General features: G+C 36.8%; 16 protein-coding genes, 1 tRNA gene and 1 pseudogene. 13 read left to right on the top strand and 5 right to left on the bottom strand.

Going from position 1 to position 16875, the window contains the following annotated elements; genetic code table 11:
* The first annotated feature begins 80 nt into the window (after positions 1-80).
* Both K737_RS10005 and murJ read left to right on the top strand, forming a co-directional pair.
* A complete protein-coding gene (locus K737_RS10005) occupies positions 81-257 on the top strand; it encodes a hypothetical protein (protein ID WP_023491427.1) in 177 nt (58 codons plus the stop codon).
* Between the two features lie 142 nt (positions 258-399).
* The gene (murJ, locus tag K737_RS03060) at positions 400-1971 is read left to right on the top strand and encodes a murein biosynthesis integral membrane protein MurJ (RefSeq protein WP_006304262.1); all 1572 of its coding nucleotides are present in this window, start codon (positions 400-402) and stop codon (positions 1969-1971) included.
* A gap of 455 nt (positions 1972-2426) precedes the next feature.
* On the opposite strand, the gene K737_RS03055 is transcribed toward murJ, so the two are convergent.
* A complete protein-coding gene (locus tag K737_RS03055; protein ID WP_006304259.1) occupies positions 2427-3179 on the bottom strand; it encodes a cytidylyltransferase domain-containing protein in 753 nt (250 codons plus the stop codon).
* A gap of 263 nt (positions 3180-3442) precedes the next feature.
* Between K737_RS03055 and proS the strand changes: the two genes are divergently transcribed.
* Positions 3443-4759, top strand: coding sequence for a proline--tRNA ligase (gene proS, locus K737_RS03050; protein WP_024161409.1), 1317 nt, complete (start codon positions 3443-3445; stop codon positions 4757-4759).
* A gap of 22 nt (positions 4760-4781) precedes the next feature.
* On the top strand, positions 4782-6143 hold the full coding sequence (locus K737_RS03045) for a UDP-N-acetylmuramoyl-tripeptide--D-alanyl-D-alanine ligase (RefSeq protein WP_024161408.1): 1362 nt from the start codon (positions 4782-4784) through the stop codon (positions 6141-6143).
* A gap of 269 nt (positions 6144-6412) precedes the next feature.
* On the opposite strand, the gene infC is transcribed toward K737_RS03045, so the two are convergent.
* The 4 genes from infC to K737_RS03025 all read right to left on the bottom strand — a co-directional run bounded on the left by infC (position 6413) and on the right by K737_RS03025 (position 10085).
* A complete protein-coding gene (gene infC, locus K737_RS03040) occupies positions 6413-6997 on the bottom strand; it encodes a translation initiation factor IF-3 (protein ID WP_006304254.1) in 585 nt (194 codons plus the stop codon).
* A gap of 15 nt (positions 6998-7012) precedes the next feature.
* Positions 7013-8902 (bottom strand): threonine--tRNA ligase, encoded by a 1890-nt coding sequence (gene thrS / locus K737_RS03035; protein WP_152531062.1) that lies wholly within the window; start codon positions 8900-8902, stop codon positions 7013-7015.
* A gap of 389 nt (positions 8903-9291) precedes the next feature.
* Positions 9292-9366, bottom strand: a tRNA-Thr gene (locus K737_RS03030).
* A gap of 104 nt (positions 9367-9470) precedes the next feature.
* Positions 9471-10085, bottom strand: a complete 615-nt coding sequence (locus K737_RS03025; protein WP_006304251.1) for an alternative oxidase — start codon at positions 10083-10085, stop codon at positions 9471-9473.
* Positions 10086-10596: 511 nt separating this feature from the next.
* Between K737_RS03025 and atpD the strand changes: the two genes are divergently transcribed.
* The 9 genes and pseudogenes from atpD to K737_RS11090 form a co-directional block, all read left to right on the top strand.
* On the top strand, positions 10597-12045 hold the full coding sequence (gene atpD, locus K737_RS03015; protein WP_035543479.1) for a F0F1 ATP synthase subunit beta: 1449 nt from the start codon (positions 10597-10599) through the stop codon (positions 12043-12045).
* Position 12046: 1 nt separating this feature from the next.
* Positions 12047-12391 carry an ATP synthase F1 subcomplex subunit epsilon gene (locus K737_RS03010; protein WP_006304241.1) on the top strand — a complete coding sequence of 115 codons (345 nt, stop codon included), beginning with the start codon at positions 12047-12049 and terminating at the stop codon, positions 12389-12391.
* The gene (gene rnc / locus K737_RS03005; RefSeq protein ID WP_006304240.1) at positions 12381-13094 is read left to right on the top strand and encodes a ribonuclease III; all 714 of its coding nucleotides are present in this window, start codon (positions 12381-12383) and stop codon (positions 13092-13094) included. The genes K737_RS03010 and rnc overlap by 11 nt, the downstream gene beginning before the upstream one ends.
* A 114-nt stretch (positions 13095-13208) precedes the next feature.
* The gene (gene era, locus K737_RS03000) at positions 13209-14105 is read left to right on the top strand and encodes a GTPase Era (protein WP_006304239.1); all 897 of its coding nucleotides are present in this window, start codon (positions 13209-13211) and stop codon (positions 14103-14105) included.
* A 64-nt stretch (positions 14106-14169) separates the two neighbouring features.
* Complete coding sequence (locus K737_RS02995) at positions 14170-14871, top strand: lysophospholipid acyltransferase family protein (RefSeq protein WP_161630420.1); 702 nt, start codon at positions 14170-14172, stop codon at positions 14869-14871.
* Positions 14872-15005: 134 nt separating this feature from the next.
* Positions 15006-15197: a hypothetical protein gene (locus K737_RS02990; RefSeq protein WP_006304237.1), complete on the top strand. Its 192-nt coding sequence runs from the start codon at positions 15006-15008 to the stop codon at positions 15195-15197.
* A complete protein-coding gene (locus K737_RS11955; protein WP_242837162.1) occupies positions 15188-15283 on the top strand; it encodes a hypothetical protein in 96 nt (31 codons plus the stop codon). Before K737_RS02990 ends, K737_RS11955 begins: the two co-directional genes overlap by 10 nt.
* A 97-nt stretch (positions 15284-15380) precedes the next feature.
* A complete protein-coding gene (locus K737_RS07950; RefSeq protein WP_081731160.1) occupies positions 15381-15851 on the top strand; it encodes a transposase in 471 nt (156 codons plus the stop codon).
* Positions 15852-15872: 21 nt separating this feature from the next.
* Positions 15873-16503 (top strand): annotated as a pseudogene (locus tag K737_RS11090) (transposase family protein); the annotation flags it as partial.
* Between the last annotated feature and the right edge of the window lie 372 nt (positions 16504-16875).

Raw genomic sequence — 16875 nt, 5'->3', positions numbered from 1 at the left:
ACGGCTGTTCAGAACTATGAAAACGCAAGGGGTTACCCTTGAAAATCCCCCTATGAAAGATTTGGGAAGACTTTCCAAACTTGACCATTGTCGCTGTTGCTATTGTATACGCTTCTATAACGGGCCTTACACAAGAAATTGCTTACAAAAAAAAACAGTCAGAGCGCCTTTCTATTCATCTTTGTATTCATACTTCACAAGGGGGCTCAGGTAGATCAAAGATAAACTCTTATTCTTTGATTTCAGCGATCTTTTAAAGCCCCTTCAAAAAAGTGGGGGGGAGTATGAAAAAAATTCTTAAATTTTAATATTGCTTATTGCTATTGTATCTTTTTAATATTTTTTTGTGATATAGTGTATAGCAATTGATTAAAAAATTGACAAGGTTTGATCAAAACGATGAAAATTAACTTTTTACGCTCTGTAAGCTGGGTTGCGGTACTTACATTGCTAAGTCGCATCAGCGGATATGTTAGAGAGCTTTTATTGATTCAGTGCATTGGAATCAATGCGGTCAGCGATACGTTGACCATTCTTATTAAAATACCTGCTTTTTTTCGAAGAATTTTTGCAGAAGGTGCCATGCAAGCAGCTTTTCTTCCAATTTTTACGAAAATCAAGGAATCTGAAGGCGAAGCAGCAGCATATCGTTTTTCTGCCAGCCTTTTAGGAATTTTAGTTGTACTCTTAACGTTATTGATGGGAATAGCAGAATGGAAATGGGACTTGTGCTCAAGTTGGATTTTTTCCGATTTCGCTCATCAAAAGCAACGCGAATTATTTAGTCTTTTAGGAAAGGTTATTTTTCCTTATATATTTTTTATTTCAATTCATAGTTTTTTTGGAAGCATTTCTAGTGTTTATGGCCGTTTTGGAATTTTTAATTTTTCTTCTACTATAGGAAATTTGTTTATTTGCGCTGCCCTGGTTGGGTTATTAATCTATAAACCCGACACCAACGTATTGTGTGCGTACTGGGCTTCTTGGGCCATCCTTGGATCTGGAGTTCTTCAATGTGGAATGATGATTTGGGGGTGTTGGTATCAGGGAATTAAAGCAGTTTGGCCTATTTTAGGGATTGATAAGCATTTAGCAGGATTTTTTAGAAAATTTTTTTCTGCAATGTTAAGTGTTTCTTCTGTGCAACTTAATACAGTAATTGGTGCCATTTTTGCCGCTCAATTGCCTACTAAAGGTGCTTCTTATCTTAATTATGCAGATCGTTTTCAGCAACTTCCTTTAAGTTTGATAGGAGTTTCTTTAGCTTCTGTTCTTTTACCTGTTCTTTCTCAGCAACAAGCTCTTCAAGATCCCGTGCGCAGATGGCGTGATGAACAGCATTTTTTAAGATTTGCTTTTATGTTAAGTATGTGGATTACATTGTTTTTTTGGGTTTCATCTTTTTCTTTGGGGGCATGTTTATTTTATCCCAGTCTAAAATCTGGTATTTTGGCTTGGAAGGATGTCGTAGAAATTGCTTATACGGTAAGGGTATTTTCTTTGGCTATTCCTGCTTACATTGGAATAAAAATTTTGATTACTCGGTGCTTTGCTCACGGAAAAGGTCAGCTTACTTGGATTTCTGGATTGCTTAATGTTGGGGTCACTGTAGGAATAAGTTTATGTCTATACCGCCGTTTCCACCATTTCGGTCTTGCATTTTCTTCTGTAGTATCTGCTTGGGCTCAGTTTATTTTTCTTTTGTGTTCGATTTCGGTACGAGAAAAACTTCCTTTACATCACGGATTAAAGCGTCTTTGGTTAGAGCTTATGCCTTTTATGGGGGTGGTGGTGTCGGTATATTACTCTATGCCTTTGATCTGGACTTCTGAAACAAGTATCTTTCTTCATATAGGGTACATGCTTGGGGCTGCTATGGTGATTACAGCGCTTTTGTTTGGATTTTTGCGTTTGCGTTCCCATATTTCTTATAAGCATTTGCGATTGTTTTGGAAAATGTTTCGTGGGTGATGTGTAGAAAAACACAAAGCAGATTCCTTTTAAAATCATAACATCAACATACTATCTAATCAGAAAAGATGATACTTCTCAGACGATACGAGGTAGGTGCAATTCTTAAAAAAACTTTTTAATATTAACAAAAGTAAAAAAACAAAAGCTGGGGTAAAAAAGATGAAAAGCTTGTTGATAAAAAAATAGACTTTTTCGGAAACTAGATTGTAAAGAAGTCTAATAAAAAATAAAAATCGTCAAGCTTTTTATTAATTGATTACACAATTAATAAAAATTAACAATAAGCACGTTTGGCACTCAAATTTAACCTTATTGCTTACATCTTTATACCTTAACATCCGATCTATTCAATTTTGTTTCTTTTAACTTTTTCTCTGACTTGTTTTTGGTTGCGCAAAACTCTTCTCAAAATTTAATAATACAGTCAATACACCTAATTTACCTAAAATTTTTTATTGATCCTCACTTTCTGTTCCCTTTTCTAAAAAATTCTTAACCTTCTCTAAATCTTCTGAGGTATCTACACACATGTATGGAGCACTTTCAAAAGCTTCAGCAGCCCAGATAGAATGTCCATTGTCCAGAAATCGCAACTGTTCTAACGATTGTTCTTGCTCTCTAAGGGAAGGAGGCCACGCTCTAAATTGTTTTAATGCCAAAGGACGAAATGCATACACCCCCCAATGATTTCGGTAAGTCATAGAAGGGTCTGGTATTTCTATAGCACGCTTAAAATCAACGCATCGCCAATACCCATGAAGAGCGCACGTCGTACACAACGCCTTTACTTTAGAAGGAATAGATAAAATCTCTTGATTTTTCATCTTGCTAACAGCTGTCACCACGCTTACTTCTGGAAAACAAAAAGGAGCAAAAAGCTGATAAAAAATTCCTGTATCTAATACCGGTGTATCGCCTTGAACATTAATGATTACATCGAATTGATCCCATGCCTCCCTAATCTCTAAAGCCTGAGCTATACGATCTGTTCCTGTAAGACATTTTCCTGTCTTAACTCTATGCGCTTTAGGAAATAAAGATCCAATTTCATCATCATCATAAGCCACCCACACTGGGGCAATATCCGCATTTTGAACGTTTTCAAAAACCTTTTGAATCATAGGAATGCCTTGGAGTTTTACCAAAGGTTTCTTAGGAAGTCGCGCAGATTCTAACCGAGAAGGAATGACAATAAGCAAACGCATACAGAAGATCTATATTCAAAAAATAGTATCTAAGATGTTCTCATGATTTTTTTTTAATTACAAGCAGATGTAAAAAAATGCAAAAAATTATTTAATTTCGCTTTCCTTTATTAATGCTTTAAATATTTTTCTCTAAAAGGCAAATCAAATGACAGAAATTAATACCTATGTAAATTAATTTTTTGTCTAATGATCTACAGATTGTCAAAGAATTGGAGGTTTGCTATGATGCAGAATAAGTGGGGATGAAAGGAGTCAATTTTGTGAAGACAAGTCAATATTTTTTACCCGTGTTGAAAGATGCACCTTCAGAAGCCAGCACAGCGTCTCATCGCTGGATGTTGCAGTCTGGTATGATCCAGAGCACTGTTTCTGGAATTTACACTTGGCTTCCTCTTGGTCTTCGGGTATTAAAAAAAATTAAAACCATTATTCGACAAGAACAAAATGCTATCGGAGCAATTGAAATGTTAGCTCCTACTTTGCAACCGGCCACACTATGGCAAGAAAGCGGTCGCTATGACGATTATGGTCTGGAAATGTTGCGTGTTAATGATCGGCATAAGCGTTTGTTAGTGTACGGCCCTACTGCAGAAGAAGTATTCGTGGATGTTGTTCGTCGCTGTATTCAAAGTTACAAAGCGTTTCCCCTTAATCTGTACAATATTCAGTGGAAATTTAGAGACGAAGTCCGCCCGAGATTTGGGGTAATGCGAGGACGAGAGTTTTTGATGAAGGATGGATATTCTTTTGATCTCACACCACAGGCATCTAAAGAAACATATTGTAAAGTTTTCCGCTCTTATATGAGAGCGTTTTACCGCATGGGACTTTCTGTAATTCCGCTTCGCGCCAACACCGGCCCTATCGGAGGGGATTTTAGTCACGAATTTCATGTTGTTGCAAAAACAGGAGAAAGTGCGTTATATTATGATTCGGTTTTAGAAAATCGAACCCCTCCTCGTTTTGAGATATCGGATTTTGAGGAAGTGTACGCCATGGTAGATGAAAAGCATCTTCCAGAACAATGTAGGGTTCCTGCAGAACAATTGAAAATCGCTCGAGGCATTGAAGTAGGACACATTTTTCACTTTGGTGATAAATATTCTTCCTCTATGAATGCGCAAGTTTCTTCAAAAAACGGGGAAGTGGTCAATCTTCAAATGGGATCTTACGGTATTGGTGTGTCACGTTTAGTGGGGGCTATTATTGAGGCGTTTCATGATGAAGCAGGACCGCAATGGCCTTTATCAATTTCTCCATTTTCTTTGGGAATAATACATATTCAGGAAAATCTGGAATCTAAAGCAGAAGATCTTTATTGTAAAGTTAAAGACTTAGGGATTGAAACGCTTTGGGAAGACCGTCCGTTAAGTCCTGGAGAAAAATTTGCTTTAATGGATATGTTAGGTCTTCCTTTTCAGGCTATTTTAAGCGAAAAGAATCAAAAAAATAGCCAGATAGAAGTTAAAGTTCGAAAAACCGGGGAACGGTATTGTTTTTCTTTAGACAAATTTTTAGAATGGCTCCACTTGAACTGCAGTGAGCAGATTTCTTTGCCTGAAACCATCAAAACATAAGTAACGTCAACACAGAGAATGAATGATGAATTTTTTTACTGCAAACAAAATCGAAACCTCTTATGACGGTATATCATCGCTTCCCCCTTACAGTGGAGTTAGTATTGATACAAGGACATTAATGCCGGGAGAGTTATTTATTGCTCTAGATGGAAACAACTTTAAAGGACATCAGTTTGTACAAGAAGCCTTAAAAAAGGGAGCGTGCGCAGCTGTGCAGTCATTTGAGGCACCTTTTGTGGACTCTCGTGTATTTTTAGTAAAAGATCCTTTAGCCGTATTGCAAAATATTGCACAACAGCACCGAAAAATAATAAAAGGAGTATGTTATGCAGTCACGGGCAGTGTGGGAAAAACGACTACAAAAGAAGGATTAGCTCATGTTTTGAAACATTTTGGAAAAACATATGCTTCTGCCTCAAGCTATAACAATCATATTGGGGTTCCTTTAAGTATAGCTAATTGTCCTGCAGAAACTCAGTATACGGTTTTTGAAATCGGAACAAATCATCCAGGAGAAATATCTCCCTTAGTTTCTTATGTCAATCCAGATGTTTCTGTTTTAACATCGATTTGTGAAGCGCATATTGAAAATTTTGAAAATTTACAGTCTATTGCGCAAGAAAAATTTGAAATTTTTTCTGGAAAAATTGGGATTTTACCTACACACTGTCCTTTTAAAGCATTATTAGATCAAAAAGACATTCATTGGATAACCTATGGGATGAACGAAGGTGACGTCCATGTAGAATATTTAAACGAAGTGAATTCTATTTTACGGGTAAAGACGCCTTGGGGGGCCCTAACCTATCGCCCTTCTTCTTTTTGTCCGCACTGGATTGAGGGAAATTTAGGAATTTTGGCAGCTCTTTTATCGGAAAAAATAGACCTTCAAAAAGCTGCCGAATCTTTGTCTTCTTTTTTTCCACTGAAGGGGCGTGGAGCTCTTATGCATTATGACACGCTAAATATTACTTGCATTGATGAAAGTTATAACGCCGCACCTCTTGCTATGCGCGCATGCATTCAGGCTTTTGGTGTACGTGATGTACCGGGAAGAAAAATTTTACTTCTTGGAGAAATGGGAGAATTAGGAGATCACGGACCTAAATTACATAAAGATCTTACGAATTATATCGAAAATGCAAAGGCCGCCCATATTTTTTTAGTAGGAAAGCTTTTTGAAGAAAGTGCGAAAATTCTTTCTAAAAAAGGGCACAGTGTTTACTGGGGAATGGAAATTTTTTCTTTATTTAATGCGTTAAAATCTCTTTTAATTTCATCAGATACACTTTTGGTAAAAGGAAAAAATGCAGCAAAAATGAATAAAATTTTCCAATTTTTAGAAGAGTGGAACAACTCTAAAAAAAATCAAGAAATTTAATTTTTAATTTATACCTGAAAAGCAAGGTGGTAAAGTTGTGAAGTAGAAAATTTTTTTTATTTACATCTGTTGATACTTCAAAACTTATCTTATCTAAAAAAATATATGTAAAAATTTCGAATTTTACAAAAAAAAATCAACAATTTTTTAAAAAAAATAATATAAAATAACAATGGTGAGCTTTTACTTTTTACTTCTTACTGAAAAAACACTAGCCTTACAAAATTTAATCATAAAAATAAAAAAAGTAATTTCTCACCCTAACCGCGCTATACGCTTTTGTTTTCTTGAGGCTCATCCAAAGAAGAAACCTTTTTTTGATCTTTTAAGGGGGCGATGACCACTCTGACACGACGCCCTTCTTTTTTAGCCCCCTGCTCTACCTTTCCTTGACCCGCTATATCTAAAATAAATCGATCCGCCATCAATCTTCCGGGATCTTTTAGTGGGTCATCAGAAAATTGGCACCGTCCTTTAATTTGAACAACAAGCTGAACTTTATCCCCTTCTTGAAGAAACTCAATAGCCCGCCTTAACTTCACCTTATAATCATTTTCTTGAGTCTTTTGCGTCAGTTGAATCTCTTTAACAGAAACGCGCTGCTGCTTTTTTTGTAACTCTGCCCGACGTTTCTTTTCTTGATAAATCATCCGTCCGTAATCACAAATTTTGCACACCGGAGGTTCTGCCGTAGAAGCAATCTCCACCAAATCCAAATTTTGCTTTCGTGCCATTTCTATGGCATCCCTGAATGAAAATATTCCAAGCTGATGCCCTTCCGCGCTTACTAACCGTACACGAGAGGCTCGAATTTCTTGATTACACTTCAAAGATTTTTGAGATTTAACTTCCACATTTCCTCCTTTTATTTATAAAACCTTTTTCTTTAAAACTGCTTCTTGAAATATATCTAACACACTGGAAACTGTTAACGTTTGTTCGCTTTGCCCAATACGTAAATTAATGCATCCACTTGATGCCTCTTTAAGCCCCACGATTCCAATGCTTGCCACCTTTCTTACGCTATGGTAGCGAATTTTATTACTAATTTTTTCGTTTTTGCAGTCTAACTCTACCCGAATCCCTGCTTCTTTTAACTGCTCCCAGACCCTAACTGCATAGTCTTGAGCTTTTTGACTGATACTGCAAACAACAATCTGCACAGGAGCCAACCAAAAAGGAAGCCTTCCAGCGTAATGTTCTAACATCACCCCTATAAATCGCTCAAAAGAGCCTAAAACAGCACGATGTAAAATCACCACTGGCTTTTGATCTCCACACGCATCAATGTAATATGCCTTAAGCCGCTCTGGTAATACAAAATCCACTTGCAACGTTCCGCACTGCCAAAGCCTTCCCAGACTATCTTTCAATGCAAATTCTAATTTTGGGCCATAAAATGCCCCTTCTCCTGGATGCAACGTATAGGAAAGATTAGATTTTTCTGCTCCCTTTCTTAGACTTTCTTCTGCTTTGTCCCATATGGAATCGTCTCCAAGACGTTTTTTTGGGCGCGTTGCAAACCTCACCAAGACATCATCAAACCCCAAGTCAGTGTAAATGTTTTTTAAGATATAGCAAAATTTTTCAGTTTCATCAGAAATTTGATCTGGAGTGCAAAAAATATGCGCATCATCTTGGATAAAATTCCTTGCTCGCATTAACCCAGAAAGCGCACCGGATGGCTCATTTCTGTGACAGCTTCCAAATTCTGAAAAACGCAAAGGAAGCTCTTTATAACTCTTTATCCCTTGGTTAAAAATTTGAACATGACAAGGGCAATTCATAGGCTTTAGAGAAAAAACACTTCCATCATCATCTAAAACAAACATGTTTTCATGGTACTGATCCCAATGGCCAGAAGCCTTCCACAAAGATTGCCGAACAAGTTGAGGAGTGTTAACTTCTTTATAATCATCTCCCAGACGCTCTCGAATATACTCTTGAAGCAAACGATACACTGTCCACCCATAAGGATGCCAAAACACACACCCAGGAGCCTCATCTTGAAAGTGATAAAGATCCATAGATTTTCCTATCTTTCGATGATCGCGCTTTTCTGCCTCTTGTATGCGATACAAGTAGGATTCTAAATCTTTTCTTTCTGCCCAAGCAGTTCCATAAATTCGTTGCAAAGGCTGCCCTTGGGAATCTCCCCTCCAATAAGATCCAGAAACCCGCAAAAGTTTAAACCCATTCTTCAAATATCCCGTAGACGGACAATGAGGGCCTCGACACAAGTCCACAAACTCTCCTTGAACGTAAACAGAAAGAACTTCATCTTTTGGCAAATCTTGAATAATTTTAGCCTTAAAAGGCTCGTTTTGATTCAAAAAATACTCAATCGCTTCTTCTTTAGACCAATGCTTACGACAAATTAAAAAATTTTCACAAACAATACGATGCATTTCTGCTTCAATTAAGGATAAGTCAGATGGCTGAAAAGGTTTTTCTGTTAAAAAATCGTAGAAAAACCCTTCTTCAATAACAGGACCAACAGCAATTTGAGTGCTTGGGTACAATCGTTTTACCGCTTGCGCCAACACATGGGCAGCAGTATGACGCAACACTTCTACCCCCTTTGGATGAAACCGGTCAATTAAAACTCCTTCCTGACAAGAAGCGTAATCCGCTTCTATCTTTTTTGGACAAAACACAAGATCCAATAAAGCATCCCCCACTTGAAATGCAACATAGCGCATATCAAGATCAGAACTAACTTCGTCTTTATTCCATTCTTGCATCGACTTTTCCTTCACTTTTAAGGCGTGTCCTAATCAGATTTCAAAGCTATTATGACCAGGCTTCTTAAATATTGCAAGGCTACACCTGCACATTCAAATATCAAAATCAAAAAATAGAACGAAAATTTAATTTCATTTAAGTTCTTTTGATAACGCATCGCACACTACCGATGGATGCATTTGTTTTACCATTCTAATTATAAACAGACTATTCCTTTATTATCACAAGTTTCGTTTTTACACAAAAAAATCTTAAGAATCAATTCTAGATTTACTTAATCTTTCTTCTTAAAACCTATTTACATTTTTTTCTTAAACACAACAACCAAACATCAACTCATCAGTCAAATAAGTTCTTCCAAAGATAACACCTAACGTAAAACCGAAAAATAAAAAAAAGATTTTGGTGCCGTAGAAGAGAATCGAACTCTCGACCACACCCTTACCAAGGGTGTGCTCTACCCCTGAGCTACCACGGCATTTTCTTAAGGATGCCATGATAAAAGAAAAAATACAAGTGCCTTTTGCGTAAATCCCCCCCCCTGCTCTTGGCGCTTTTCGCAATAATTTCTTAGAAATCAACTTATTTTTTACCAGAAAATGGATTGTCGGCAAATCTGTGATTTGTGTCCCGATGCCGAATTTCATCTTGAATAACAACTTCTATCACCTCTTTTAAGCGTGCATTTGGCAATAAATTCCAGTACTCTATAGCAAGCATTGGGGCTGGGATATTTTCTACCTCCCCTTCTTCAATCGCTTTTAAGTACTTGTTGTAGCTATAAATCGCTTCTTCTTCAAAATATCCCACCATACGATGGGCAGTATAAGGAGAAAAAAGATACAGCAAAAAGAAAAATACAAAAAATCCAAACTGCCCACTGTAAATCATAACTTTTTCTTTCCAGCCTAAAGGCAGGATTTCACAAAAAACTTGATAGTGCATACGCTCGTTTTCCGCTTCTGAATGTAATGCATGAATTCTTCCAAAATCTCCCCACTGTTTACGAATCGATTTAAGATGAATAAACAATCCCCCCACTATACCGGGAATTGCTGCAATCGTTTCAATAACTAAAGCTCGACGGTCATGTCGACGACGAAATACGATATCTGCCCCCCAACGAAAAATTCTACAAAAGCCTAATGCGATATAGTCTGAAAAATTAACAGGCTTGCGATGCGATTCATTAGACAAAATATGTTCCCCCCTTTAAAATATTTCTTGATAATGTTATTTTGCACATTTTACATAAATACCAGATTTTTCATTTCAAAATTGTTTATTTTTATATTTTTTTCTTCATTTGTTTTGAACAGGCTAATAGGCCCTTTACTTCAGATAAAACCATATTTTAAAGAAAAATTAAATACCGTAAAAATAGATAGTTTTAAATTTTTTCTGATTTTTTTAAATAAAACAATACCTATTATTTTCAACTATTTTACAAAATATAAAGTAAGTTCAATTTTTCATTTTCTAGATAAATTATTTTATCAAATTTTTACCAAGCATTAATATTAAAATTTTATAGTTTTATCCAAAGTCGATCTTTTCTTTGTTATGTAAAGACGCTACAATAATTTTTATATATGGTCTCACAAGAAGTTTTATGATGCAAATCAGAATACTTCGTTATTTAGTGTAATTTCAGGGAAAACCTTTTATGGACGATAATTTTATGGATTTATTAGAACCTTTTTCACCAATGCCGAACTCTTCACCAGATTTTGACTCTTGTACAGGGCATGTAGTACAGGTTATCGGGTCTGTTGTAGATGTTAAATTTTCCAGTACACTTCCCAAAATTTTGGATGCTCTAGTAATGGAATCTTTTCAAGAAAACGCTTCGCCTGTTGTACTGGAAGTTGCGCAACATTTGGGAGAAGATGTCGTAAGAACTATTTCCATGTCTTCTACTGATGGAATGGTGCGTGGATTAAAGGTATACAGCACTGGGAAACCTATTCAAGTTCCCGTGGGAAAAAATACACTAGGGCGCATCATGAATGTGACAGGACAAGCAATCGATGACGGTCCTGAGATTGAAAGTCAAGAAAAATGGTCTATTCATCGTCCTGCTCCAACTTTTTTAGATCAAAATCCAAAACGAGAGCTTCTTTTGACGGGCATTAAGGTTGTAGACCTTATCGCTCCTTACGCTAAGGGAGGAAAAATTGGCCTTTTTGGGGGGGCCGGTCTAGGAAAAACCGTTTTAATTACAGAACTAATCCATAACGTTGCAAAAAGTCATAAGGGGTATTCGGTATTTACAGGCGTAGGAGAAAGAAGTAGAGAAGGAAAAGATCTATACCAAGAAATGATTAGTTCGGGAGTGATCCAGTTAGAAGGAGAATCTCAAGTCGCCCTTGTTTTTGGTCAAATGAATGAACCTCCCGGGGCGCGAGCACGCGTAGCGTTAACCGGATTAACTCTGGCAGAATATTTTCGTGACGTTGAAGGACAAAATGTTTTGTTGTTTATAGACAATATTTTCCGATTTACTCAAGCAGGCGCAGAAGTATCAGCACTGTTAGGGCGTATTTCTTCTGCTGTGGGATATCAACCCACGTTAAGTACCGAAATGGGAGCTCTTCAAGAGCGCATTACCAGTACAATTCGTGGGTCTATTACCAGCGTGCAAGCTATTTATGTTCCTGCCGATGATTTGACAGATCCAGCACCAGCCACTTCTTTTACACATTTAGACGGAACCATTGTTTTGGATCGCCGCTTGGTAGCAAAGGGAATTTATCCTGCAGTGGATCCCTTAAATTCCAGTTCGCGAATTTTGGAACCAGAAGTAGTGGGGGCCCATCACTATAAAGTAGCCACTGGAGTGCAAGAAACACTGCAAAAATATCGCTCTTTGCAGGATATTATTGCCATTTTGGGAATGGATGAGCTTTCGGAAGAAGACCGGCTGATCGTAAGTAGAGGAAGAAAAATAGAACGCTTTCTTTCTCAGCCCTTTTTTTCCGCAGAAGTTTTTACTGGAATGCCTGGAGCATTTGTTTCTCTAGAAGATACCATATCAGGGTTTGAGAGCATTTTAACAGGGGCATGTGACCATATGCCAGAAGCCGCCTTTTATATGGTGGGAAACTTGGAAGAAGCCCGGTCTAAAGCTCAGCATCTTGCGCGAGAAAAGGTCTAGCATGAACAACAGTCATTCAGTTACGTCTAGTTTTCGCGTTACGTTAAAGCACTTTAACCAGATTGTGTATTCAGGAAGTGTTTTACGTATTATTGTGCCGACTTCTTGTGGTCGCTTTGAAATTTCTTCAGGACATTGTACTTTGTTTCAGGTTATAGATTCAGGGTGGATTGAGGTGTGGGCCGAAGAAGAGTCTACCGCTCTAAAATTTTTATGTACGGGAGGGGTTATAGAAATGTTAAACAATCACGCCGTTTTAGACGCTTTTCATTTGGTAGAAGCGCATCAGCATCAACAAGTAGAAGCTCTTCTTAAAAACCTACACACACTTTATCATGAGCAATAGAGAAAAAATTTTAAATACCTTTCAAGATCAAATAGGATATAAATTTAAAGATCCTCAGTGGTTGAAAAAAGCTTTAACTCACTCCAGTGCGGGGGGAAATGATTTTGAGCGGCTAGAATATTTAGGGGACCGACTATTAAGTTGCGTTATGACGTTGTGGATTTTTTCTACTTATTCACAAGATCGAGAAGGAACTATGACAAAAAGACTGGCGTATTTAGTCAGTGGTCCTCGTATCCATCAAATCGCACTTCAGCTTGGAATACCTGAAGTTCTACATACAGACAAAAGACAAGATCCCAATCAACCTCGTCTTATAATCGATGCGTGCGAGGCTCTAATCGCTGCGATTATGCTGGATTCAGGAGATTTTGTAACATTAGAGCGGTGCATTCATCGATGGTGGGAAAATCTTTTTTTAAAAGCACACCAACTTCCTTTAGAAGCAAAATCCGTTCTGCAAGAGTGGACCCAAAGCAATGGGTATGGCCTTCCAGTATATACGGTTTTGTGTACCACAGGCCCCTATCACAAGCCGTTATTTGAAGTTCAAGTCAATATAGGAAAAAAGCATAAATTTCAAGCATCAGGAGGATCTAAAAAAGAAGCAGAACAAAAGGCTGCTCAGCGTGCACTAAGTGATCTAACCAATTGCGCTTCCTACCATTCTTATTATTCAGGAGAGTATTGTGATCAATCTTGAAATTCTGATAAATTTTACTTTTTTCTTTTTTGTCTTGTTACTGCTTTTCAAGAACGTTTTTCTTAAAAAGTATTATAAGATTTTGTTCTATTTTGATTTTCTTGGAGAAATTTTATGACCTCTTCTTCTCAATTTTGTGGATTAATTGCTATCGTTGGAGCGCCTAATGCTGGAAAATCCAGTCTTATCAATGTATTAGTGAAAAACAAGGTGGCCATTGTATCAGATAAACCCCATACAACTCGTCAAGCGGTTTACGGAATTTCCTGTCATGAAAATTTACAGAGCATTTTTATAGATACTCCTGGCATGGTGCTAACCCCCCAAGATTCGTTGCAAACTTATATGCGAAAAACTTCTCGTCAAAGTTTAAAAGGGGCGGATATTTCAGTTGTAGTTATTGATGTGGATCGCGCGCATCACAAAGCTAACAGACTTCTTTTAAAAGAAAGCATTAAACAAGGAATCCCTACGCTAGTGGCGTTAACTAAAATAGATAATTGGAAGGACAAATCTCGTTTGCTGCCACTTATTGAGTCTTATCGAGATCTTGAATCAGATATCGTTGGATTTTTTCCTATCTCTTGCCACTCACATCAAGGTATTGAAGAATTAGAACTAACGATAAGAAAACTTTTATCTCCTAATTCTTGGATCTTTCCTCCTAATACTGTTACTCAACTTTCTTTTGATGTAACTCTTTCTGAAATTACAAGAGAAAAGCTATTTTTATCCCTACACCAAGAAATCCCTTATAAACTTAACGTAGTTACAGAAAAATGGTATTGGAGGAAAAACAAAAGAAACAAACAAAAAGAGCTTTGGATATGGCAAAATATTGTTGTGGAAAAAGAAGGGCAAAAAAAATTAGTCCTAGGACAAGACGGAAGAAGAATTCGTCATGTGGGACTGTTATCCAGGGAAGAAATACAAAATCAGCACCAGTGCATCGCACATCTTTTTTTACACGTTACCATTAATGCAACCTGGATGGAGCGCTGCTATGGGTAAAAGAGGTCGTTTTATTCGGTTCTTAACTTTAAGTAAACGTATTTTTTTTCATCTTTGCTTTTATATGTTTAATTGTTTTGTTACATTCTTGGGAGCATTAACTCTCCCGTTTTTGTATATGGGGCCAACATCTTGGATATACAAGGTTGCACAATGGTGGTGCAGGTGTCTTTTAGCAAACGCACAAAAGTATTTGGGAATAAGTTGGAAAATCAAAGAGCTTCCCTATGTTCAATCTTCTTCTATTTTTCTAATAGCTTGCGCACACCAATCTGCTTGGGAAACACTGATTTTGACTACTGTGTTTAGAGCTCCTGCATTTGTATTAAAGAATACACTAATGGAGGTTCCTGTGTTGGGGTGGTTTTTTCGTCGCATGGGTATGATTCCCATTCATCGAGGAAAGATAATTTCTAAAACATTTATTCGAAAAGCGCAAGACGTTTTAGAACAAGAACGTTCCATTGTTATTTTTCCTGAAGGGAAAAGAGTTCCTTTTGGAAAGCCGGTAAGATGTCATAGAGGGATTTTCTTTTTATACAAAACCTTTAATTTACCAGTTCTTGCTTTAAGTTTGAATTCTGGGTTTTTTTGGCCTCCTCGACGTTTTTTTAAAATTTCAGGATGCATTGAAATGCAAGGGCATCCTTTAATTGAACCCGGACTTGATGAGGAAACTTTTTTATCTACATTGTGCACTTTACTTCAAAAAGGAAACGAAAACTTAGCTAAAAATATTCAAAATAAACACTTTTCCAATATTTAAATCCTGATAGTTTTCATCTTTCCGTTATTTTTTAAAACAAAATAAAAAATTTATTGAATTTATTGTTTTATTTTCCATAGATTATAGTCATTCAGCTTGAAAGTGGGACAGAGTGGTGCTGTTTTTAACAGAAAATGACAAAGAGCTACAGCAACGATTTAAGACAAAGGGGAATAGAATATTTAGATGAGGTTGAAGCATCGCAACTATTTAAAATAAGTTTATCAGCGATAGGCAGGTGGCATAAAATTGGCATAGAAAATACAGACAAGAAGGCAGTTATTTTCCTAAGAGGCGTGGTGGATCAGAAAAAAAGATTGACTTAGAAAAGCTTGAAGCGTGCGCCAAAGAAAACAAAGATATGACCTTGAAAAAAGCTGCTCAAGAATTTGGGGTACAATCAGTTGGTTAAAAAGATTAGGCTATAGCTAAAAAAAGACTTTTCGTACGTGAAAGCAAGCAAATAAAAGCGAAGTAAGGAAAAGCAAAGTCAGTATCAATAATAATCGATCAAAGATATAGCGTCTCCAAGTCTTGTATATATTGATAAAAGCGGCATTGATAAGCTATGTGCAAAGACAGAAAGCTGGGAAAGAAATAGTGAAAATTTTGTTGAAAAAAAGAGTGGGGAATATGATCAAAGAACAAATAGTATTGTCGGTTTGGTTAATAACAAACCGACAGCACCAATGGGTTTTAACGGATCTTGCAACACAGTATTACTCCAAGCTTGGGTAGAAAAATTTCTGATCAAGCAACTAAAGCCTGGCCAAGGTGTTATTGTGAATAACTCCTCTTTTCATAAATCCAAGAGAAGTAGAAAATTAATAAAATCTATAAAATACGGTATAATTTTTCTACTGCCTTACTCTCTTGATTTGAATCCAATAGAGAAATTCTGGGATAACATTAAGAGGTGGATTGAATGCAATATACTAAATTTCACCCCCCCTATTCGACGCTATTTCGTGGTTCTTTAACATATCCAATTCAACCTAAATTACTATAGCCAAAGCTATGGCTTAAGCGAAAGCACAACATACGATATAATAAAGTGGATAGAGAATACCCTTATAAAGCACCCTAATTTTGCGCTCCCCGGTTGCAAAGCATTGCTCAAGAGCGATGTGGAGTATGAGGTTATGCTGATAAACGCCACAGAAACACCTATAAAGCGCCCAAAAAAAGGGAAAAAAACAAGCAAAGGAAGAATCGCAATAACAAGAAAAAATTATCAGATAAAAAGCAAAGACACACCTTAAAGACGCAAATTGTAGGGGATAAAAAGATAAAACAAGTGACATGTACGGCATTTTCTAATGGAAAACAATTCCTGTTTAAGGAATCTAAAATTATGGCGTATAGAGAATTTAAAGTGATAACAAGGATATCAAGGGATACAAAAGATGCATCGCAAATCCGAATTACCAAAAAAGAAAAGTAAGTCCCCCTTTACCACAAGGGGATAAGAAGAATAAAGAACTCGCGAGCAAAAGAAGAGCCAATGAAAATATCATAGGAATGATTAAGCGATTTAAAATCATAGCAGATGAATATAGAAATAGACGAAAAAAATTTGGGCTAAAATTCCCCCTCATCTTTGATATTTACAATATGGAGTTACCTAAATGATAGTTTCCAAAGAGGTCTATTGAGCAAATTTTTTTATGTATTTTATTTTCCTTTTCAAGAATCATACCAGATCCCATTACTAAATAGACAGATAGGTTATATTACAAATTGACCGCACTGCAACATCAAGTAGCGCCCGTATGAATTGGCTCAAGTACTTTCAAGATTTTCTATTGTTGCGTACATCTGAGTATTCAGGATGTTGTACTTGATATGTAGCCACAATCTCTCTACAGGGGGCAACTTAGGTGAACAAGGTGACAAGTATAAACTCTTTATATTCTTGGAACCATCAAGTCCTTTGATCTATGCCACCCAGCTTGATCCACGATATGCTCTCTTATCCTTCACAAATACTTTGGCTAGATCAGA

Source organism: Holospora undulata HU1 (assembly GCF_000388175.3).
GTDB lineage: Bacteria > Pseudomonadota > Alphaproteobacteria > Holosporales > Holosporaceae > Holospora > Holospora undulata_A.
Note: the sequence above shows the minus strand (reverse complement) of the source record. Positions and strands in the feature narration are given on the sequence as shown.

Excerpts from the sequence above, each read along its gene's own strand:
- K737_RS03055 (WP_006304259.1), bottom strand. The coding sequence starts at position 3,179 with ATGCGTTTGCTTATTGTCATTCCTTCTCGGTTAGAATCTGCGCGACTT.
- K737_RS02995 (WP_161630420.1), top strand. The coding sequence starts at position 14,170 with ATGTTTAATTGTTTTGTTACATTCTTGGGAGCATTAACTCTCCCGTTT.
- era (WP_006304239.1), top strand. The coding sequence starts at position 13,209 with ATGACCTCTTCTTCTCAATTTTGTGGATTAATTGCTATCGTTGGAGCG.
- rnc (WP_006304240.1), top strand. The coding sequence starts at position 12,381 with ATGAGCAATAGAGAAAAAATTTTAAATACCTTTCAAGATCAAATAGGA.
- K737_RS03045 (WP_024161408.1), top strand. The coding sequence starts at position 4,782 with ATGATGAATTTTTTTACTGCAAACAAAATCGAAACCTCTTATGACGGT.
- K737_RS03010 (WP_006304241.1), top strand. The coding sequence starts at position 12,047 with ATGAACAACAGTCATTCAGTTACGTCTAGTTTTCGCGTTACGTTAAAG.
- murJ (WP_006304262.1), top strand. The coding sequence starts at position 400 with ATGAAAATTAACTTTTTACGCTCTGTAAGCTGGGTTGCGGTACTTACA.
- atpD (WP_035543479.1), top strand. The coding sequence starts at position 10,597 with ATGCCGAACTCTTCACCAGATTTTGACTCTTGTACAGGGCATGTAGTA.
- K737_RS02990 (WP_006304237.1), top strand. The coding sequence starts at position 15,006 with ATGACAAAGAGCTACAGCAACGATTTAAGACAAAGGGGAATAGAATAT.